Origin of the sequence: Hoeflea marina, assembly GCF_003182275.1 — a bacterium.
GTDB lineage: Bacteria > Pseudomonadota > Alphaproteobacteria > Rhizobiales > Rhizobiaceae > Hoeflea > Hoeflea marina.
On the sequence record NZ_QGTR01000001.1, the window covers coordinates 962,084 to 979,928 of the forward strand.

Sequence of the window (17,845 nt, forward strand, 5' to 3'; positions counted from 1 at the left end):
GAGCATTCGAAGCGGAACCGGTTACTCGGCTGCGCCCTCGGCTTCGTCCTTCTTGGCGGCCTTCTTCTTCGGCGCGGCCTTCTTCTTGGCCGGCTTCTCGGCCTTGTCGGAGCCTTCGGCCTCGTCGTCAGCCATCAGCTCTTCCTTCGACACCGTCTTGTCGGTGACTTTGATCAGGCCGAGCATGTGATCGACGGTCTTTTCCTCGAAGATCGGGGCGCGCAGCGAAGCCACGGCGCCGGGCGTCTTCTGGAAATATTCGTAGATCTCCCGTTCCTGGCCCGGGAAGCGGCGAACCTGTTCGAACAACGAGCGCTGCAGTTCGTCGTCGGAGACCTGGATGCCGGCCTTTTCGCCGATCTGCGACAGAACCAGGCCGAGGCGGACGCGGCGTTCTGCCAGCGTGCGGTATTCCTCGCGCGCGGCTTCTTCCGTGGTGTCCTCGTCCTCGAAGGTCTTGCCCGAATCCGACAGCTCGGTGTTGATCTGGCGCCAGATGTTTTCGAACTCTGCGTCGACCAGGGTCGACGGGCTGTCGAACTTGTGCGCCGCGTCGAGCTGGTCGAGGATCTGACGCTTCAGCTTCTGCCGCGTGACCTGGCCGTACTGGCTTTCGATCTGCGAACGGACGACTTCGCGCAGCTTGTCAGCCGATTCGAGGTTGAGCGACTTGGCCAGTTCGTCGTTGATCTCGACCTTGCCGGGCGCTGCCACTTCCTTGACGGTGATGTCGAAGGTGGCTTCCTTGCCGGCGAGATGGGCAGCCTGGTAGGCGGCCGGGAACGTCACCGTGATGACCTTCTCGTCGCCGGCCTTCAGGCCGATGAGCTGCTCTTCGAAACCGGGGATGAAGCGGTTGGAGCCGATGACCAGTTCGGCGTCCTGGTCAGCGCCGCCTTCGAAGGCCTCGCCGTCGACCTTGCCGAGATAATCGATGGTGACGCGGTCGCCGTCGGCGGCCTTGCCCTTCTTGGTCTCGTAGGTGCGGCTGCCCTCGGCGACGCGAAGCACCTGCTCGTCGACTTCCTCGGCAGGCACGTCGACCACTTCGCGCACGACACTGATCTCGGAGAGATCCATGATGTCGAAGCTCGGAATGACTTCATAGCTGATGGTGAATTCGAAATCGGCTTCGGCGGCGAGGATCTTGTCGGCCAGCGCCTCGTCCTCGGTCATGGCGATCTGCGGCTGCGTCGCAGCCTTTTCTCCACGCTCGGAGAGGATCGCGGTCGGACGCTCCTGGATGATGTCGTTGACGAGCTGCGCCATGATCGAACGTCCGTAGACCTTCTTCAGATGCGCCATCGGCACCTTGCCCGGACGGAATCCGTTGATGCGGACCTTGTCCTTGGCGTCAGCCAGCTTCAAATTCATTTCGGCTGCCATGTCCTTGACCGGAATGACGACCTTGAGTTCGCGCTTCAGCCCTTCGGCAAGCGTTTCGGTAACCTGCATGTTCAAACCTTCATTTCCTCGCGATTGCGCCGATCGGAACGTTGCCGCCCGGCGCCAACGCCGGACCTCCGGCGCCGCATGTGGCATTTACAGTGATGCCTCTCGCATCGGTTGCCCGATCGGAGGCCCGTCTCAACTTGCCCTGTCGGATGTGCCAGTCGGCAGCCAAACCGGACTTTCGAACTGCTGCGGCCGGAACGCGCCGGACTGAGGAAACGCTTTCGAACTTGGAATCCAAGTCGTTGTTTCCGCTTGCGTTTCGCGCTCCCGCAGCATTCTGTCTTCTGCGATATGGTCCCATTCTGGTCCACGAAATGACACAGGATCATCGCAAACCAATCCAGCGGCAGGGGAAACCCCGGCCGACCGTCCCCGCAAGTATGCGATTTTCAGCCAAATGGCAAGCCTGAGCGTCAACAGATCACGACCTCCGTGTGACGAAGAGATGACCGCTCGGGAGCCTGCCGCGACGAGGTTGCGGCGGGGGTGGCCGGCCGGCGCTGCGCGGCCCGAAGACCGAACCGGCGCGGATGCCGCCGAACTTCACCGGCTCTTAACAGCGCGCATGTAGCATGCCGGCCAATCCAGGAGGATCGCGTGAAGACCGTATTTCTCGTCTCGGCGCCCGAGACATCCCATTGCGGTGTCGGCAACTACACCGCACAGCTCGCCGCCGCCTTTGCCGGAACCGGCGTCGAGGCGGTCGTCGAGTATCTTCGGCCCTGGTCGCTGCAAAGCATTCTCGGGATCCGCCGCAAATATGCCGGGAGCCAGGACGTGGTCTTTCACGTCCAGTATCCGTCGCTGCACATGGGCAACTCGCTCTCGCCGGCTCTGCTGCCGCTGCTGCTGCCCGATGTTTTCGTCACCCTGCATGAGTTCCGGCTCTTCAGCCTGCCGCGCAAGCTGATCTTCCTTTCGCACGCGGCGCTCGCCAGGCGGATCATCTTTTCGAGCGACCAGGAACGCGATCTCTTTGCGCGCTGGTTTCCGTTTTCGAAAGACCGGCTGAGCGTGATTCCGATCGGCAACAATATCGTCCCCCTGTTCCCGCATGTGCCATGCGGATCGCGGCTGCGCCTGGTCTATTTCGGGCAGATCGCACGCGGAAAGGGCATCGAGGACTTTGTCGCGACGGCGCGCAGGATCCGCGCCGCCGACTGGCCGGCCGACATCTCGATGATCGGCGCGCTGCTGGAAGACCATGCCGACATCGCCGCGCTTGTCCGCGACGCGGAGGCAGGGCTGGGCGTCACGTTGCACCTGAACCTGCCCTCGGCCGACGTCTCGAGACTTCTGGCGGAGGCTGATGTGGCGTATCTGCCCTTCCCCGACGGCGTGACCGACAAGCGTGGTTCGGCCATCGCCTGCCTTGCGCACGGGGCGGGCCTGTTGACCACGCACACGCAGATCACGCCCGCATGGCTGAGAGCCGTGAGCCATTCCGCCGAAAGCCCGGACCAGGCTTTCGACCTGCTTGACCGAATCAGGGACGGCCGGCTTGCCGCACAGCCCGATTCCCGACGCCTGGCCGGCGAGATCGCGGCGCGCGGGTGGCACGCCATCGCGGGCCGCCATGGCGAATTGTACCGGGCGCCACGGAAATAGAGAGAGAGAGAGAGAGAGAGAGAGAGAGAGAGAGAGAGAGAGAGAGAGAGACCCGCTGCCTGACCACCCGGCGCGGCCGAAACTCTCGAGATCAACGGGCCGGCGCCTGCGCTGCGGTGTTGATCGATCACGCCCCGTCGCACTTGTGATCGCTGACGGTCCACCCGGCCCTGATTGGCGCTGTGGGCGAACGCTGCACAAGGTTGACCGGTGCTGGTGCGGATGGAGGGACTCGAACCCCCACGCCTCTCGGCGCTTGGACCTAAACCAAGTGCGTCTACCAATTCCGCCACATCCGCATGGGGCGCTGCCCCGGTGGCGCCGGGCGAACCCGGACGCGGCGCCTCTATAGCACCGGGCTCGGGCCGCACAAAGGGAAATGCGCCATCCGCGCCCGCATTCCCCAGCCCTTTGCAGCGGGCAGCAAATGCGAATGGTGCCGGTGCGAACGATTTGATTCGGCAGACAAATTTCAGCCCACCAAATGGGCAAATGCCCACGCATGCGTTTTTCGCATGGCTCTCATGATGATATTGCACTGCACAAATCGATTAGTATGACCTATGTGTTGGTCATCGGAGCGCTGCAGCGGCGAACCGGCAGAGACCCCAAGGAGCGAAAGATGAAACTGATCACATCCTACGCCAGTTGGCGGAAATATCGCGAAACCTGCTCGGAGCTCAACAGGCTTTCCGAGCGTGAGTTGGGCGACATCGGCATGAGCCGCGGCGACATCCCGTTCGTCGCCAGGCGCGCGCTTTAAGATTTAGGAATTCGGGCCGGCAGTATCCTCCTCCCATTGCCGTACCGATGTGACTGGCAGCCACCTCCTCCTCCCAGGTTGCCAGTCGTGCAAAATGGCGCTCACCGGATCCTCCTCCCCCGGTGGGCGCTATTTGATTCAGCGCCCGCCCCTTCCAGCCAGTCGTGCCACCGTCAATCGATCCGCATCCGCGTGAAGGCCGGCGCAATGAGCGCCGAGTCCGCCGGCAGCAGCCGCAACCGGCTGCAAATCAACACTTTGTTAATCCGCCCTGCACGAGCCGCATGGCTATTATGCAATTTATTGCACTGCACAATCCAAACCTCGTCACCTATATTGTGAGCATGCAAACGGGCGGTTCGAACCGTCCAGATCAAAGCCTGAAAGGAACGACAATGAACATTCGCAAGTCCTACAACGAGTGGCGCGCTTACCGCACGACCGTCAACGAACTTTCCCGCATGTCCGATCGCGAACTGAGCGATCTCGGCATCTCCCGCGGCGACATCCCGTTCGTCTCGCGTCGCGCAGCCCAGTAAGCAGACCACCCGCGCGGCAACCCTGTTGCCGCCCGATCAAACGGCGCCCTCGCAAGAGGGCGCCGTTTCCGTTTGCACCACACATGCGGCCTGCCGCTCGGGCCCGTATCCGCGCGGATCCATGGCTAAAGAGCACCGCGGCGACACGATTGCTGCCTATTTTAATTGCACTTCTGAAAACTGCACCCGCGATGGATCAGTCCTCCGAAAAACGCATGGCAGGCCAGCGATTATTGCGCTGCACAATTCTGAGGCAAACGCCTATATCGACGGCACGGAATTGATGGCCCGCCAATGTGACGGGCAACCGCCACCTCAGGAGCCTACCATGAACATTCTTCGCGCCGCCCGCACCTGGATGAAGAACCGCCAGACTGCAATCGAGCTTGCCAATCTCTCCAACGAAACGCTCGCCGACATCGGCCTCAACCGCTTCGACATCGACTCGGTTGCCCGCGGCATGCGCCGCCGTTAAGACCTGAACGGGTCAGATATAGTGTGATTGGCGGCGCCCTCCGGGGCGCCGTTTTGTTGCGACCGTCTGCCGGACCGGTTCAGCCACGTCGAGCCGCACCGCCTTGCCAAGCTTGTTTTTTGGGCATTTTATACCCCAGCCTTGGTTTCCGGCCAGTCCCCCATTTCTTGCATGGCAGCTGCGCCAATCCAGACCTGCTCATTTGCACGGCAATCGCCTATATCAAGTGCACGGAAATGATGGCCCGCCAATGTGACGGGCAACCGCCACACTGAGGAGCCTACCATGAACATTCTTCGCACCGCACGCAGCTGGATGAAAACCCGCCAGACCGCAATGGAGCTGTCCAACCTCTCCAATGAGTCGCTCAACGACATCGGCCTGAGCCGCATGGACATTGATCGGGTTGCCCGCGGCCTGCGCCGCTGAGGCGAGCGGCCTCGTGACTGTCTGCAACGGCGCCCATCGGGCGCCGTTTTGATTCCAGGCCCTCTGCCACACACGACAGACGCTCCGGTTCCTGCGAATTTCAGTCAGATCACCGGCGAAAGCAATTCCGGTTCGTTCGCTTCTGTTGTAAAGCATCGGCCATGACCGATAACACCACCTCCCCCGTCCATGTCATCGGCGGCGGCCTTGCCGGCTCAGAAGCCGCCTGGCAGCTCGCCCGCCGCGGCGTCCCCGTCATCCTGCACGAGATGCGCCCGGTTCGCGGCACCGAGGCGCACAAGACAGATGGCCTGGCCGAGCTGGTATGCTCGAACTCCTTCCGCTCCGATGACGCGACATCGAACGCCGTCGGCGTCATCCATGCCGAGATGCGGCTAGCCGGATCGCTGATCATCGCCTGCGCCGACAAGCATCAGGTGCCGGCAGGCAGCGCGCTTGCCGTCGACCGCGACGGCTTCAGCCAGGCGGTGACCGCGGCGATCGAAGCAGAACCGCTCATCACGATTGCGCGTGAGGAGATTACCGGCCTGCCGCCTGAAGACTGGGACCAGGCGATCATCGCCACCGGACCGCTGACCGCGCCTGACCTGGCGGCCGCCATCGCCGCGCAGACCGGCCAGGACGCGCTCGCCTTCTTCGACGCCATCGCGCCGATCATCCACACCGAATCCATCGACATGGACGTCTGCTGGTTCCAGTCGCGCTACGACAAGGTCGGTCCCGGCGGCACCGGCAAGGACTACATCAACTGCCCGATGACCAAGGACCAGTACGACGCCTTCGTCGACGCGCTGATCGCAGGTGACAAGACCGAGTTCAAGGAATGGGAGGGCACGCCCTATTTCGACGGCTGCCTGCCCATCGAGGTGATGGCCGAGCGCGGTCGCGAGACGCTGCGCCACGGGCCGATGAAGCCGATGGGGCTCACCAACGCGCACCAGCCGGACATCAAGGCCTATGCCGTGGTACAGTTGCGCCAGGACAATGCGCTCGGCACGCTCTACAACATGGTCGGCTTCCAGACCAAGCTGCGCTACGGCGCGCAGGCCGACATCATCCGCATGATCCCGGGGCTCGAGAACGCGGAATTTGCCCGCCTCGGCGGCCTGCACCGCAACACCTATCTCAATTCGCCGCTGCTGCTCGACCCGACGCTGCAGCTGAAGTCGCGCCCCGGCCTGCGCTTCGCCGGCCAGATCACCGGCTGCGAGGGTTATGTCGAGAGCGCCGCAGTCGGCCTGATGGCAGGCCGCTTCGCCGCCGCCGAACGGCTCGGCCAGGCGTTCACGCCACCGCCGGTCACCACAGCGTTCGGCGCGCTGATCAACCACATCACCGGCGGCCACATCGTCAGCGACGACGAGCCGGGCAAGCGCTCGTTCCAGCCGATGAACATCAATTTCGGCCTGTTTCCGCCGCTCGAACCCGGCGCCATCGTCCGCCCCGAGGGCGGCGGAAGGTTTCGCGGCAAGGACAAGGCGGTTGCCCGCAAGCTGGCCATGAGCCAGCGCGCACTCGCCGATTTTGCCGATTGGCTGGCCGTCGAGCCGCTGAGCCAGGCGGCGGAATAGCACCGCACGCAGATCACCGGCAGCGGCCGGAGGGAAATGCCTTCCGGTCTTTGCTGTTTCCGGAACAACTGGTTGCATGCGAAAGCAAACCTTCGCTGTTTCAGCCTTGGTCCTGCGCTGCGGGCGAACGAATTCCGAACCAGGCGGCAAATGCCGCAACCCCGGACATCGTGGCCGCCGAATAGGCTACCGCACTCATCGCCGCATTGCTGGCGGCCCGGTGCGCCGCGTCAACGCCTGTATCGAGCGCCAGTCCGAACTCTCCCGGTGCCGAAGACAGCCCGAAACGCCATGCCGCCAGACCGCCCATGGCGGCGACTGCAACCAGACCGGCGACGCGGCTGACCGCATTGTTGACGCCCGAGGCGGTGCCGGTGTCGGCATCATCCACCGAGCCCATGACGGCGGCCGACAGCGGAGCGACAACCAGTGCCATCCCCAGCGCCATGACGACGATGCAGGGCAGAACATGCAGCCAGAAATTGTTGAGCCACAAAAAGGCGCCGAGCGTCGCATAGGCAGTCGCCACCAGGGCGGAGCCGGCGGCGATCAGCGGCCCCGGGCCGGTCCTGTCGGCCAGCGCACCGACGGGACCTGAGAGGCTGGCGATCGCCAGGGTCAGCGGCACGAACACGATGCCGGCAGTGGTCTCGCTCACGCCCCAGCCGCCGATCAGCGTCATCGGCAGGAAGAACAGCACCGCGGACAGCCCGAAATAGAGGCTGAAGGTGGCGATGTTGGCGGCATCGAAACTCAGGCTTGCAAACACCCGGAGCGGCATGATCGGCGCGACGGCGGTGCGCTCCGCATGGATGAAGCCCCAAAGGGCGAAGGCCGCCACCGACAGCCAGAGACCCAGATGACCGGCGTCGGGCAGGCCGTCGTCGGCCTCCGGACCCGTGAGAGCCCAGGCCAGGGCTCCGAGGAAGACGATTGCCAGACCCGCGCCGCGCACATCCAGCGGCTTGCGCGCCACGGGGGCGTCCACGGGCACCCGCGCCATCAGCATCCACAGCGCCAGTCCGCCGAGCGGCAGGTTGATGGCGAAGATGAAGCGCCAGATCTCCACCGAGCCCTGTGACAACAGGAATCCGCCGATGATCGGCCCGCCGGCGGTGGTGATCGCCGAGGCCGCGGCCCAGGTGCCGATCGCCCGGCCGCGCTCGGCCTTCGGATAGGCCTTGGAGATCAACGCCAGACTGCCGGGAATCATGAAGGCGGCGCCGACGCCCTGCAGCACGCGGAATCCGATCAGGCTCGACGGGCTCCAGGCCAGCGCGCAGAGCAGAGACATGGCGACGAACATCGCAATTCCGGCGCAGAAGACGCGCTTGAGGCCGAAGCGATCGCCGGCCGCGCCCCCGAGCAGCATCAGGGCTGACAGCGACAGCGTGTAACCGTTGGCGATCCACTGCGCGTCGGTCAGCGAGGCGTCCAGGCTCTTGCGAATCGTCGGCGTTGCGATCGAGACGATGGAGCCGTCGATGAAGGCGAGCGCCGAGGCCAGAATGGCGGCCGCGAGCACGAACTTGCGCTGCTCCGGCGTGCAGAAGGTAGACGGGCTGGCGGCGGCATCGGCCATGGCGGGACTCGGGTGTTGCGGGGTCTGGCGGCGTGCCCCGCCGGAGGTGGCCGGCGCCACCCGACAATGGGGCAGGCCAGGGACTGCAGGTCTATTGCGATTCCCCCAAGCACGGAAGTGCCCTCCGGAACTGGACCCCGGATCGTTCACTTGCCTGCGGGATCTGGATCTTCCCGCCGCCGGCGGGCAGCGTGGGTCCGCTTGCCACGCCTTGCGGATGGCAGCCTGCCAGTCGCATCTCCGGTACCCGGGCCGTAGCCCAGGCCCTATTCGGCGGCAGTCAGGCCACGTGCGGATGCGGCAACAGCCGAACCGCTTGCCGGCAGGCCCGGCGTGCCTGCGGTCTCGGGGTGAAGGCCGACATATTCGGCCTTCAGTTCGGCGCTGTTGAGCCGCGAGCCGTCATGGCTCCAGCCCGGCGGCGCGAACAGATAGCCGATGCGCTGGCGCAGGCTCAGCCCGGGCTGGAACGCGTCCTTGAACATGTCGATCCATTCGTGGAAGGCGACACGAATCGGATTGAAGGTGCCGATGTTGCGCACGATGCCGTAGCGCGGCAGGTCCTCGTCGAGCTCGGGTACGAAGGTTCCGAACATGCGGTCCCAGACGATCAGCGTCCCGGCGAAATTGGCGTCGAGATAGCGCGGGTTGGTGGCGTGGTGCACCCGGTGGTGAGACGGCGTGTTGAAGATCAGCTCGATCGGCTTCCACATCCGGCCGATCGCCTCGGTGTGGATCCAGAACTGATAGACAAGGTTGAGACCGCCGACAAAGGCCAGGAGCAGCGGATGGAATCCGAGGAGCGCCAGCGGGATGCGCAGGATGAACATCCCGGTCAGCGTCCCCGTCCAGCTCTGGCGCAGCGCGGTCGACAGGTTGTAATGCTGCGAGGAATGATGCGTGACGTGCTCGGCCCAGACCCAGCGCGAGCGATGGGCGATGCGGTGATACCAGTAGTAGCGCAGGTCATCGAGAATGAAGCAGAGCACGATCACCGGCCAGGATGTGCCAAGGTCGAACAGCCGGAACTGCCAGGCCCACATCAGCACGCCGAAGGCGATGAAGCCGAGCAGGATGCCGGACACGACATTGCCGGTTCCCATCAGCAGCGAGGTCAGCGTGTCGCGGGTCTCGTAGTCGCCGCGCCGACGGAAATAGCGGATGACCGCCAGTTCGAGCAGCATGGCCGCGACGAAGAAGGGAATCGCCAGTTGCGTGACGTCGGGAAACCGGATGTCACCCATTGCCCTGCCCTGCCCTTTCCTCCACCTCGCGTCCGGCCACGACAAAGGACTCCACCAGCCAGAGCGACACTTCGGCCGCGTCCTTGGCAGAGCGGAACCTGTAGTCGCCACCCTTGAGTGTGGATTCGCGGAACATGATGGTCATGCCGTGACCGCGGTCGAGGGGCTTGGCCGTCACATAGGCAGGGTCGATGATGCGCGCCACATAGTGCTTGCCCATCGTCTGCAGGAAACCGGTGCGGCCGTCGGCCAAACGCAGGAACGCTGCATCGCCGGTCTCCGTCAGGATCACCGAACGGATCGCCTCGGTCGGGTAGGCCCTGCCGAACTCGAGAATGGCAGTGCCGGGATCCCGGTCGTCGCGGGCAAGCGAACCACCGGAATAGTGCACTGCGGCCACCACCAAGCCGATGCCGAGGACCACCACCATCACCAGCAGGCCCAGACTCATGCCGTTCTCCCTTGACGCGAGACTGATCCGCGTCATCCCGGCAAACTATGCCGCGCGGCTGTCAGAAAAACAAGCCGCGGCTGCGGCAGAGGCACGCCGGCAGCAGATGGGGATGGGCGTCCCGCCTGGTCAGCAGTCGCGGTTGTCGGTCCTGCCGTCGGCCATGATGGTGTTGCAGAGCTTCACACCTGTCAGATCCTCCTCTTCGAAGAAGGCATCTGTCAGGTTGGCGCCCGAGAGGTCGGCCTGAGGCTTGACCTTACCTGTCAGCATGGCGCCGGAAAGGTCGCAATCCACACAGGAGCCTGTGGTCTCGAGCTTGTCGAGGTCGGCCTGCACGAAGGCGTGGGCGGAGCCCGAAAGGGCGAGCATTGCGGCGGCGGCGAGTGATGCGGCGGATCTGCGTGGCATGGCATGTCTCCAGGCTTGCGGCCGGTCCCCAATGACACCGGCTGCGGTGAGTCGACCCCGGACGCCTCCGCGCCCACATTCGCCGATCGCCCACCCCATCGGGGACCGGCATCACAGCCAACGCGCGAGGACTGCTTCAGGTTCGATTTTCCGCCGGGAGATCGAATCGGCACGCGACTCAGAGTGCGCCGCCGCGGCTGACGCGCCAGAGCCGCCATTGCCTGAGCCATTGCGGCGGTTGCGGAGGCCTTGTGAGGCAATCCGCGCCAAGCCGCCCAGCACGGTCAAGCACCGGGGCTGCGATTGCCGCCGGAATGAAGGCGGCGCGGAGGCTGGGCGGCAAGGGCGCCATCGCGGCGCGGGCCTTGCCCAGATGCTCGCGTCCGAGCGCGACGAAGGCCGAAAGCGCCGCGGCGACTGCCGCCCTGTCGTCGCCGGCGAGGAAGGCATCGCGGTCAAGTCCGGTCGCCGCGAGAATGTCGCCGGGAACAAACACCTGGCCGCGCGCCCGGTGCTGCGGCAGCAGCATCAGATGACCGGCAACCGCGTGCGCCACTCCTGCGTGGCCCGCCGCGATGGCCGATTCGGACGAAGCCGCCGGATCGAGGACGACCGAGGTGAGCTGGATCATCGCCGCCGCCGTTTCGCCGGCATAGCCCTCATAACTGCCGCGATCGGGCATCGGATCATCGTAAAGGTCGAAAACATGGGCATCGCACAGCGCCATCAACGGTGCGGTCGGCAATTGCCTTGTCGCGATGCTTCGCAGCAACGATGCCGCGACCGGGTGGTTGACCGCCTCGATCGCCCTCTCCCCCGAGATCACGTCACGCCACCATTGCAGCCGGATCTCCCCCGGCAGCGACTCACGGACCCGATCTCGAACGGCAGCGACTTCCGCATTGAAGAGATAGAGCGCGGCGATGTCTGCGCGCGCGGATTCCGGCATCAGCAACAGCGACAGATAGCGGTCGCGATCGGCTTCGCGGAGCGCCGACAGAGACCGCGTCCAGTCGGAAATCCCAGCTTCGGCAGATGCGTGCGGCACCATCGGCCCTCAGACCGCGATCAGCGCGGCGGCGACGGCGCGAGATTCGGCCAGCATCACATTGTAGGTGCGCACCGCCGCGCCGGTGCCCATCGGGTCTGAGGATATGTTGCGGGCGCGCAATTCGGCACGGATCGGCTTTGGAATCTGGACGATCGACGTCCCCGTGCCCACCAGCAGGAATTCGATCTCTCCCGCCGCGTCGAGCACGCGGCGGAAATCTTCAAGGTCAAGCGCCGAAGCGTCTGTCACCTCCCAGCCATGAATGCCCGCGGGCAGGCAAAGGATCGAGCCCCGGTGCGACATATCGGCAAACCGGAAGCCGCCATTGCCGTAGGCATCGATCGGGGCCCGGCCGGGGAAATGCGCCTGCCGGATTTCGATCCCGCGCGCCATTCCTAGACGACGCTTTTGCCGGCAACGCCCGTCTCGACAACCTGTGTCCCGTCCGTCTCCTCCGCCACGCCCGGATCCTTGCGGAAACTGTCCGAGCGAAGCTTGAACAGGATCAGCACCGGGGCAGCGATGAAGATCGACGAGTAGGTGCCGACAAGCACGCCGAAGATCATGGCGAAGGTGAACGACCGAATGACCTCGCCGCCGAAGATGAACAGCGCAAGGAGCGCCAGAACGGTGGTGAACGAGGTCAGGATCGTGCGCGACAGAGTCTGGTTGATCGACAGGTCGAGCAGTTTCGGCAACGGCATCTTCTTGTAGCGTCGCAGGTTTTCGCGAACCCGATCGTAGACCACCACGGTGTCGTTGAGCGAATAGCCGACAATGGTCAGCACCGCCGCGATCGAAGTCAGGTTGAACTCAAATCCGGAGATGACGAAGACACCGATGGTCAGCACGACGTCGTGCACGGTGGCGATGATGGCGCCGAGCGCGAACTGCCACTCGAAGCGGAACCAGATATAGACCAGGATCGCCATCAGCGCGGCAATCACGGCCAGAGTGCCAGCCTTGGCCAGTTCTCCGGACACGGTCGGACCCACCACCTCGACCCGGCGGAACTCGTAGGTATCCTCCAGTTCGCCGCGGATATTGGTGATGACGGTCTGTTCCGCATTCTCACCGCCGCCCTGCGCCTGGATGCGGACCAGCACCTCGCTCGGGCTGCCGAATTCCTGCACCTGCACCTCGCCGAGATTGAGCTCGGACAGGCGCGCGCGGATATCGCTGATGTCAGCGGCACCATCCTTCGCCTTCAGCTCGATCATCGAGCCGCCCTTGAAATCGATGCCGTAATTCATGTTCAGGGTCGCAAACAGCACCATGGCCGCGATCGATGTCACTGCGGAGAACATGAATGTGAAACGGCGCAGTCCCATGAAACGGATGCCGAAATCGCGCACGAGCGAATCGAGCAGTCCGCCGGGCAGCTTCTTCGGACGCCTCCGGCGCACCCACTCCGCCACCATCCAGCGCGTGAAGGTGAAGGCGGTGAACACGGTGGTGACAATGCCGATAGCCAGCGTGATAGCGAAGCCGCGCACCGGGCCGGTCCCGAGATAGAACAGGATGACGGCAGCGATCAGTGTGGTGACGTTGGCATCAAGAATGGTGGCAAAGGCGCGGCTGAACCCGGCGTCGATGGCCTGGATCAGCGAGCGCCCGTTGCGGTACTCCTCGCGGATGCGCTCATAGATCAGCACGTTGGAATCCACCGCCATGCCGACGGTGAGCACGATGCCGGCGATGCCGGGCAAGGTCAGCGTCGCTCCGAGAATGGTGAGCACCGCGATGATCATCGTCACGTTGGCAACGAGCGCCAGGTTGGCGATGAAGCCGAGCAGGCCGTAGGCGACGAACATGAAGCCCACCACCAGGAGCGCGCCGATGATGCCTGCGATTTCGCCGGCGGCAATCGAATCCGCGCCCAGGCCCGGTCCGACGGTCCGTTCCTCAATCACCGTCAGGGTCGCCGGCAGCGCGCCGGCGCGCAGCAGGATCGCCAGGTCATTGGCGCCCTCGACGCTGAAGCTGCCGGAAATCTGTCCGGATCCACCGAGGATCGGCTCCCGGATCACCGGTGCCGACAGCACCTGGTTGTCGAGCACGATGGCGAACGGCCTGTTGACGTTCTGCTGGGTGATCTGGCCGAAGCGCTGGCCACCCTTGGTGTCGAACTTGAAGCTGACGATCGGTTCGTTGTTGCGCTGGTCGAAGCCGGCCTGCGCGTCGACGAGGTTTTCTCCGGAGACTTCCACCTGGCGCTTGACCAGGTAGGGAACCGGCGGATCATCCTTGGAATAAAGCACTTCCGATCCGGCCGGCGGGCGGCCGTTCATCGCCTCCTGGACCGGCATGTCGGTATCGACCATGCGGAAGGTCAGCTTGGCCGTCTGGTTGAGAAGATCCTTCAGCCTCTGCGGATCGCCGAGGCCGGGAACCTGAACCAGAATGCGGTCGGTGCCCTGCCGCTGGATCGACGGCTCCGTCGTACCGAGCTCGTCGACGCGGCGGCGAACCACCTCGATCGACTGGGCCACGGCCGACGAGACCCGGTAATCGATCCCGTCGTCGGACAGGAGGACGCGCAACACACCCGGCTGGGTCTCCTCGAGCGTCGCTTCCGTCAGGTTGCCGCCGCCGAACAGGCCGGCATTGACAGGCTGCGTCAGCACGTTGAGCAGCGTCTTGGCTTCCTCTATCTTGGCAGTGTCGCGAATTCGGACCTGGACCGCCTGCCCCGAGCCCGAAAGGCCGGTATAGCCGATGCCGGCATCGCGCAGGATCCCGCGGACCTCGTCGCTGGTGCTCGCGAGCCGGTCCTTGATGATGTCCTCGCGGTCGATCTGCAAAAGGATGTGGGATCCGCCCTGCAGGTCAAGTCCCAGAGTCATCTTCTTTGACGGCAGGAATTCCGGCAGTTTGCCAACCTGGTCCTGGCTGAGGAGGTTCGGGAAGGCAAAGACCACACCGGCGAGAACCGCAAGCCAGATGAGGGTGGTTTTCCATCGGGAAAAATACAGCATGGCGCTCTCGGATCATCCAGCCGGGCTTGAAGCGGGCCGGGAATGGCGGACGAGGAAATCCCGTCCGCCTGTTGGGACTATTCCTTGACCGGCTCGCTCTTGGAGCGGACGTCGGCGAGCAGGCTGCGCAACACGCGAACCTTGACGCCCTCGGCGATTTCGACTTCGAGTTCTGCGTCGTCGATGACCTTCGACACCTTGCCGGTGATGCCGCCGCCCAGGATCACCTGGTCGCCGCGGCGCACCGCGTTGAGCATTTCCACCCGCTTCTTCTGTGCCGTGCGCTGCGGACGGATGATGAGAAAATACATGATCACGAAGATCAGCAGGAACGGCAGAATCGACATGATCACGTCGCCGCCGCCGCCAGCGCCGAGCGCAGATTGGGCATGAGCCGGGGTAACAAACATACAAGAACTCCTGAGTGGACGGCGACCCGAAAGGGGAGCCAGGATTTGAGCGGAATATAGTGGCAAGACCGCCGATTGCAACGCAAACCTAAGCGCGCCCGCGGCTATTTCCCGACAAATCCCGCTTTTCCGTGATGCTGCGGCATGCTACCGCCACTTCCTGCCAATCCGCATCGAGCAGCAACCCGGGATACCGACAGCCATGAACGATGACACCAGCCGCCAGATCCTGACTGAATTGAGCCGTCTGGCCGCGGCCATGGAACGCCTCGCCGGTCCCGCTCCCGTGGTCAATGACACCGGAGCCGCCGACTGCTTTGTATGGGAAGCGGCATCGGGGCACCTGCAGCCGGTCAACAGGCCGAACCGGATCGATATCTCGCTCATCCGCGGCGTCGACCATGTCCGCGACATCCTCATCGACAACACCACGCGCTTCGCCCGAGGGTTTTCGGCCAACAACGTCCTGCTGTGGGGCGCGCGCGGCATGGGCAAATCGTCGCTTGTCAAGTCCGTGCACGCGGCACTGCTCGGATCCGACGGTCTCGCCGCTCCGTTGAAGCTGGTGGAGATCCACAGGGAGGACATCGACAGCCTGCCGCAACTGATGACGATTCTCCGCAGCACCGGGGCCCGCTTCATCCTGTTCTGCGACGATCTCTCCTTCGATCATGACGACACAAGCTACAAGTCGCTGAAGGCCGCGCTGGACGGCGGCATTGAGGGTCGGCCCGACAATGTCATCCTCTATGCCACTTCGAACCGGCGGCACCTCCTGCCGCGCGACATGATCGAGAACGAACGCTCCACCGCAATCAACCCACACGAAGCCGTCGAGGAGAAGGTGTCGCTGTCTGATCGCTTCGGCCTGTGGCTCGGATTCCACAAGTGCAGCCAGGACGACTATCTCGCGATGGTCGGCGGCTACGCCGCGCATTACGGCCTCGATATCCAGGCGGATGCCCTGCGCGCCGAGGCGCTGGAGTGGTCGACCACCCGCGGTTCCCGCTCCGGCCGCGTCGCTTGGCAGTTCGTCCAGGATCTGGCCGGGCGGCTGGGCCGCGTCATCTGATCGCGGCGCGGTCGCAGGCTCCGGTGAACGGCAAAGGCCCGCGGGGATGTCCCGCGGGCCTTTTCTTTCGCCTGGAGGGGCGGACTATTCGAGAAAGCTGGACGGATCGACCGGAGTGGCGTCCTTGCGCACTTCAAAATGCAGCCGTGGCGTCTTGGCCACTCCGCTCATGCCGGAACTGGCGATCGTCTGGCCGCGCTGGACCTTGTCGCCGCGGTTGACCTTCAGGCTTTCGGCATGGGCGTAGACGGTGACCAGGCCGTTGTCATGACGGATCAGCACGGTGTTGCCGTATTCCTTGAGACCATCGCCGGAATAGATCACCACGCCGTTCTCGGCTGCCTTGACGGCGGTGCCCACCGGCATCGAGATATCGATGCCGTCATTGCGTCGGCCGTCCTCGGACTTGGCAAAACCGGTGATCACCTGACCGCGGCCGGGCCAGCGAAGCTTGCCGATGCCGGTGCCGGCCGGGGCCTCGGCGGAGACCGCCTTGGCGGTTTCCGTCAGCTTGTCCTTGCCCGCTGATGCAGCCGGGGCGGTGTAGACTTTCGGTGCGGGAGCGGTCGACGCGGCAGCCTGCACCGACGGCTTGACCGACGCTGTCTGCACCGGATCGGGCGCGGTCCCGGTCGAAGAGCCGCCCGGGATGTTGAGCTTCTGGCCGATGCGGATCGATGCCGTGGTCAGCCCGTTGGCGGCCTTCAGCGCATCGATACTCACGCCGTTTGCATTGGCGATCTTGGTCAGCGTGTCGCCCGATTGCACCACGTGGACACCCGCGGCCTGCTTTGGCGTTGCATTGGCGGCGCTCGCCGTGGAGGTCGGCTTCGCATCCCGCTGGGTCGGGAGTGTGGGCAGCACGGCCACGTCCTGGGCCGGGGCGCGATTGGGCGCTGTCGGATTGGCCGGCGTCTGGCCCTGGGCAGACTTGGACGAACCGTAGACGTAGACCGGGATCAGCAGCTGCTGGCCCGCACGCACCTTCGAGGCATCGGCGAGGCCGTTTGCCTTCATGATCTCGTTGATGGGAACGCCGTAACGGCGCGAGACGCTGCTGACGGTCTCGCCCTCCCCTAGCGTGATCCGGGAGCCGCCCGTCGCATTCCAGCCGGCGGTGCGCGGCGCCGTCCCAGTGATGATCGGATCCGGCGCCAGGGTATTGCCGGCGACATCGCCCGGGAACGGCTGCTGCGGAGTGCCGGCCACATGCGGAACGCTGACGGGCTTCTGGCGTACGGCCGATGACGGCACGGCTGCCCGCGGCTGGGCAATCGATGCGGTTGTCAGGTCCGGCGAATTGCGGTCGGAGGAGCCAACCACGGTTGCAGGCATCCGGCTGACGGCCGGCAGTTGCCCGCGCGCCACCTGCCGCTGGCTCCCGAGCAGATTGTCGGAAGACGAGACAGTCCGCGCCACCGAACCGGTCGAAGCCGGATCATAAGCGCCGGTCCGGGACGACGATTGCACATCACCCGGATAGGCCTGGGACACCGACTGCGGCGCGGCGTACTGCCCGCCCGAATTCGGTATGGAGCCTACGGGCGCAAGCCGCGTGGACTCGGGCGCAGGCACCGAAGCTGTGGTGATACCATCGGTTCCCTGCGACATGAACCGGCTGACATCGGAACTGCAGCCTGCGGCGGTCCCGGCCAGCAGCGCAATGGCGATAAGCCGGATTGCCGACCTGCCGGATACTTGAGACACTCTGTGACGCATGACACAACCTACCAATCAACGCAAAACCAACTGTCATGATTAAAGCGCGTTAGTGTTACCGGTCGG

Annotated in this window: 17 protein-coding genes and 1 tRNA gene; 7 read left to right on the forward strand and 11 right to left on the reverse strand. The window is 64.5% G+C overall.

The window, feature by feature from the left end:
• Positions 1 to 21: 21 nt before the first annotated feature.
• Positions 22 to 1,455: a trigger factor gene (gene tig / locus DFR52_RS04290; protein WP_110031127.1), complete on the reverse strand. Its 1,434-nt coding sequence runs from the start codon at positions 1,453 to 1,455 to the stop codon at positions 22 to 24.
• 597 nt (positions 1,456 to 2,052) lie between these two features.
• Between tig and DFR52_RS24155 the strand changes: the two genes are divergently transcribed.
• Entirely contained in the window at positions 2,053 to 3,063 is a 1,011-nt protein-coding gene (locus tag DFR52_RS24155; RefSeq protein WP_146215533.1) for a glycosyltransferase family protein, read from the forward strand.
• Between the two features lie 214 nt (positions 3,064 to 3,277).
• On the opposite strand, the gene DFR52_RS04300 is transcribed toward DFR52_RS24155, so the two are convergent.
• Positions 3,278 to 3,362: transfer RNA gene (locus tag DFR52_RS04300), tRNA-Leu, on the reverse strand.
• A 323-nt stretch (positions 3,363 to 3,685) separates the two neighbouring features.
• Between DFR52_RS04300 and DFR52_RS04305 the strand changes: the two genes are divergently transcribed.
• The 5 genes from DFR52_RS04305 to trmFO all read left to right on the forward strand — a co-directional run bounded on the left by DFR52_RS04305 (position 3,686) and on the right by trmFO (position 6,861).
• The gene (locus tag DFR52_RS04305; RefSeq protein WP_110031128.1) at positions 3,686 to 3,826 is read left to right on the forward strand and encodes a DUF1127 domain-containing protein; all 141 of its coding nucleotides are present in this window, start codon (positions 3,686 to 3,688) and stop codon (positions 3,824 to 3,826) included.
• Positions 3,827 to 4,221: 395 nt separating this feature from the next.
• Positions 4,222 to 4,365: a DUF1127 domain-containing protein gene (locus tag DFR52_RS04310; protein WP_110030639.1), complete on the forward strand. Its 144-nt coding sequence runs from the start codon at positions 4,222 to 4,224 to the stop codon at positions 4,363 to 4,365.
• Positions 4,366 to 4,693: 328 nt separating this feature from the next.
• On the forward strand, positions 4,694 to 4,840 hold the full coding sequence (locus DFR52_RS04315) for a DUF1127 domain-containing protein (protein ID WP_110030640.1): 147 nt from the start codon (positions 4,694 to 4,696) through the stop codon (positions 4,838 to 4,840).
• Between the two features lie 285 nt (positions 4,841 to 5,125).
• Positions 5,126 to 5,269, forward strand: coding sequence for a DUF1127 domain-containing protein (locus DFR52_RS04320; protein ID WP_110030641.1), 144 nt, complete (start codon positions 5,126 to 5,128; stop codon positions 5,267 to 5,269).
• A gap of 161 nt (positions 5,270 to 5,430) precedes the next feature.
• Positions 5,431 to 6,861, forward strand: a complete 1,431-nt coding sequence (gene trmFO, locus DFR52_RS04325; RefSeq protein WP_110030642.1) for a methylenetetrahydrofolate--tRNA-(uracil(54)-C(5))-methyltransferase (FADH(2)-oxidizing) TrmFO — start codon at positions 5,431 to 5,433, stop codon at positions 6,859 to 6,861.
• A 100-nt stretch (positions 6,862 to 6,961) separates the two neighbouring features.
• Here the strand turns inward: trmFO and DFR52_RS04330 are convergent, their stop codons facing one another.
• From DFR52_RS04330 to yajC, 8 genes are all read right to left on the reverse strand, one after another.
• Entirely contained in the window at positions 6,962 to 8,443 is a 1,482-nt protein-coding gene (locus DFR52_RS04330) for an MFS transporter (RefSeq protein ID WP_110030643.1), read from the reverse strand.
• Between the two features lie 266 nt (positions 8,444 to 8,709).
• The gene (locus tag DFR52_RS04335; protein WP_110030644.1) at positions 8,710 to 9,687 is read right to left on the reverse strand and encodes a sterol desaturase family protein; all 978 of its coding nucleotides are present in this window, start codon (positions 9,685 to 9,687) and stop codon (positions 8,710 to 8,712) included.
• The gene (locus DFR52_RS04340) at positions 9,680 to 10,138 is read right to left on the reverse strand and encodes a hypothetical protein (RefSeq protein WP_110030645.1); all 459 of its coding nucleotides are present in this window, start codon (positions 10,136 to 10,138) and stop codon (positions 9,680 to 9,682) included. The genes DFR52_RS04335 and DFR52_RS04340 overlap by 8 nt, the downstream gene beginning before the upstream one ends.
• 129 nt (positions 10,139 to 10,267) lie before the next feature.
• A complete protein-coding gene (locus DFR52_RS04345) occupies positions 10,268 to 10,549 on the reverse strand; it encodes a pentapeptide repeat-containing protein (protein WP_158284852.1) in 282 nt (93 codons plus the stop codon).
• A 178-nt stretch (positions 10,550 to 10,727) separates the two neighbouring features.
• The gene (locus DFR52_RS04350; RefSeq protein WP_245415183.1) at positions 10,728 to 11,597 is read right to left on the reverse strand and encodes a phytoene/squalene synthase family protein; all 870 of its coding nucleotides are present in this window, start codon (positions 11,595 to 11,597) and stop codon (positions 10,728 to 10,730) included.
• A 9-nt stretch (positions 11,598 to 11,606) separates the two neighbouring features.
• On the reverse strand, positions 11,607 to 11,993 hold the full coding sequence (locus DFR52_RS04355; protein ID WP_110030648.1) for an Mth938-like domain-containing protein: 387 nt from the start codon (positions 11,991 to 11,993) through the stop codon (positions 11,607 to 11,609).
• 2 nt (positions 11,994 to 11,995) lie between these two features.
• Positions 11,996 to 14,578 carry a protein translocase subunit SecDF gene (gene secDF, locus DFR52_RS04360; protein ID WP_110030649.1) on the reverse strand — a complete coding sequence of 861 codons (2,583 nt, stop codon included), beginning with the start codon at positions 14,576 to 14,578 and terminating at the stop codon, positions 11,996 to 11,998.
• A 77-nt stretch (positions 14,579 to 14,655) separates the two neighbouring features.
• The gene (gene yajC, locus DFR52_RS04365) at positions 14,656 to 14,988 is read right to left on the reverse strand and encodes a preprotein translocase subunit YajC (protein ID WP_110030650.1); all 333 of its coding nucleotides are present in this window, start codon (positions 14,986 to 14,988) and stop codon (positions 14,656 to 14,658) included.
• A 202-nt stretch (positions 14,989 to 15,190) separates the two neighbouring features.
• Here yajC and DFR52_RS04370 point away from each other — a divergent pair, with 202 nt between their 5' ends.
• Positions 15,191 to 16,060: an ATP-binding protein gene (locus DFR52_RS04370; RefSeq protein WP_110030651.1), complete on the forward strand. Its 870-nt coding sequence runs from the start codon at positions 15,191 to 15,193 to the stop codon at positions 16,058 to 16,060.
• Positions 16,061 to 16,144: 84 nt separating this feature from the next.
• Here DFR52_RS04370 and DFR52_RS04375 read toward each other — a convergent pair whose 3' ends face one another.
• Positions 16,145 to 17,767 carry a peptidoglycan DD-metalloendopeptidase family protein gene (locus DFR52_RS04375; RefSeq protein WP_245415184.1) on the reverse strand — a complete coding sequence of 541 codons (1,623 nt, stop codon included), beginning with the start codon at positions 17,765 to 17,767 and terminating at the stop codon, positions 16,145 to 16,147.
• Positions 17,768 to 17,845: the final 78 nt, after the last annotated feature.

Coding starts and splice junctions, on each gene's coding strand:
- yajC (WP_110030650.1), bottom strand. CDS start 14,988: ATGTTTGTTACCCCGGCTCATGCCCAATCTGCGCTCGGCGCTGGCGGC.
- DFR52_RS04340 (WP_110030645.1), bottom strand. CDS start 10,138: ATGAGTCTGGGCCTGCTGGTGATGGTGGTGGTCCTCGGCATCGGCTTG.
- DFR52_RS04355 (WP_110030648.1), bottom strand. CDS start 11,993: ATGGCGCGCGGGATCGAAATCCGGCAGGCGCATTTCCCCGGCCGGGCC.
- DFR52_RS04310 (WP_110030639.1), top strand. CDS start 4,222: ATGAACATTCGCAAGTCCTACAACGAGTGGCGCGCTTACCGCACGACC.
- DFR52_RS04370 (WP_110030651.1), top strand. CDS start 15,191: ATGAACGATGACACCAGCCGCCAGATCCTGACTGAATTGAGCCGTCTG.
- trmFO (WP_110030642.1), top strand. CDS start 5,431: ATGACCGATAACACCACCTCCCCCGTCCATGTCATCGGCGGCGGCCTT.
- tig (WP_110031127.1), bottom strand. CDS start 1,455: ATGCAGGTTACCGAAACGCTTGCCGAAGGGCTGAAGCGCGAACTCAAG.
- DFR52_RS04330 (WP_110030643.1), bottom strand. CDS start 8,443: ATGGCCGATGCCGCCGCCAGCCCGTCTACCTTCTGCACGCCGGAGCAG.
- DFR52_RS04305 (WP_110031128.1), top strand. CDS start 3,686: ATGAAACTGATCACATCCTACGCCAGTTGGCGGAAATATCGCGAAACC.
- DFR52_RS04315 (WP_110030640.1), top strand. CDS start 4,694: ATGAACATTCTTCGCGCCGCCCGCACCTGGATGAAGAACCGCCAGACT.
- secDF (WP_110030649.1), bottom strand. CDS start 14,578: ATGCTGTATTTTTCCCGATGGAAAACCACCCTCATCTGGCTTGCGGTT.
- DFR52_RS04335 (WP_110030644.1), bottom strand. CDS start 9,687: ATGGGTGACATCCGGTTTCCCGACGTCACGCAACTGGCGATTCCCTTC.
- DFR52_RS04345 (WP_158284852.1), bottom strand. CDS start 10,549: ATGCCACGCAGATCCGCCGCATCACTCGCCGCCGCCGCAATGCTCGCC.
- DFR52_RS04320 (WP_110030641.1), top strand. CDS start 5,126: ATGAACATTCTTCGCACCGCACGCAGCTGGATGAAAACCCGCCAGACC.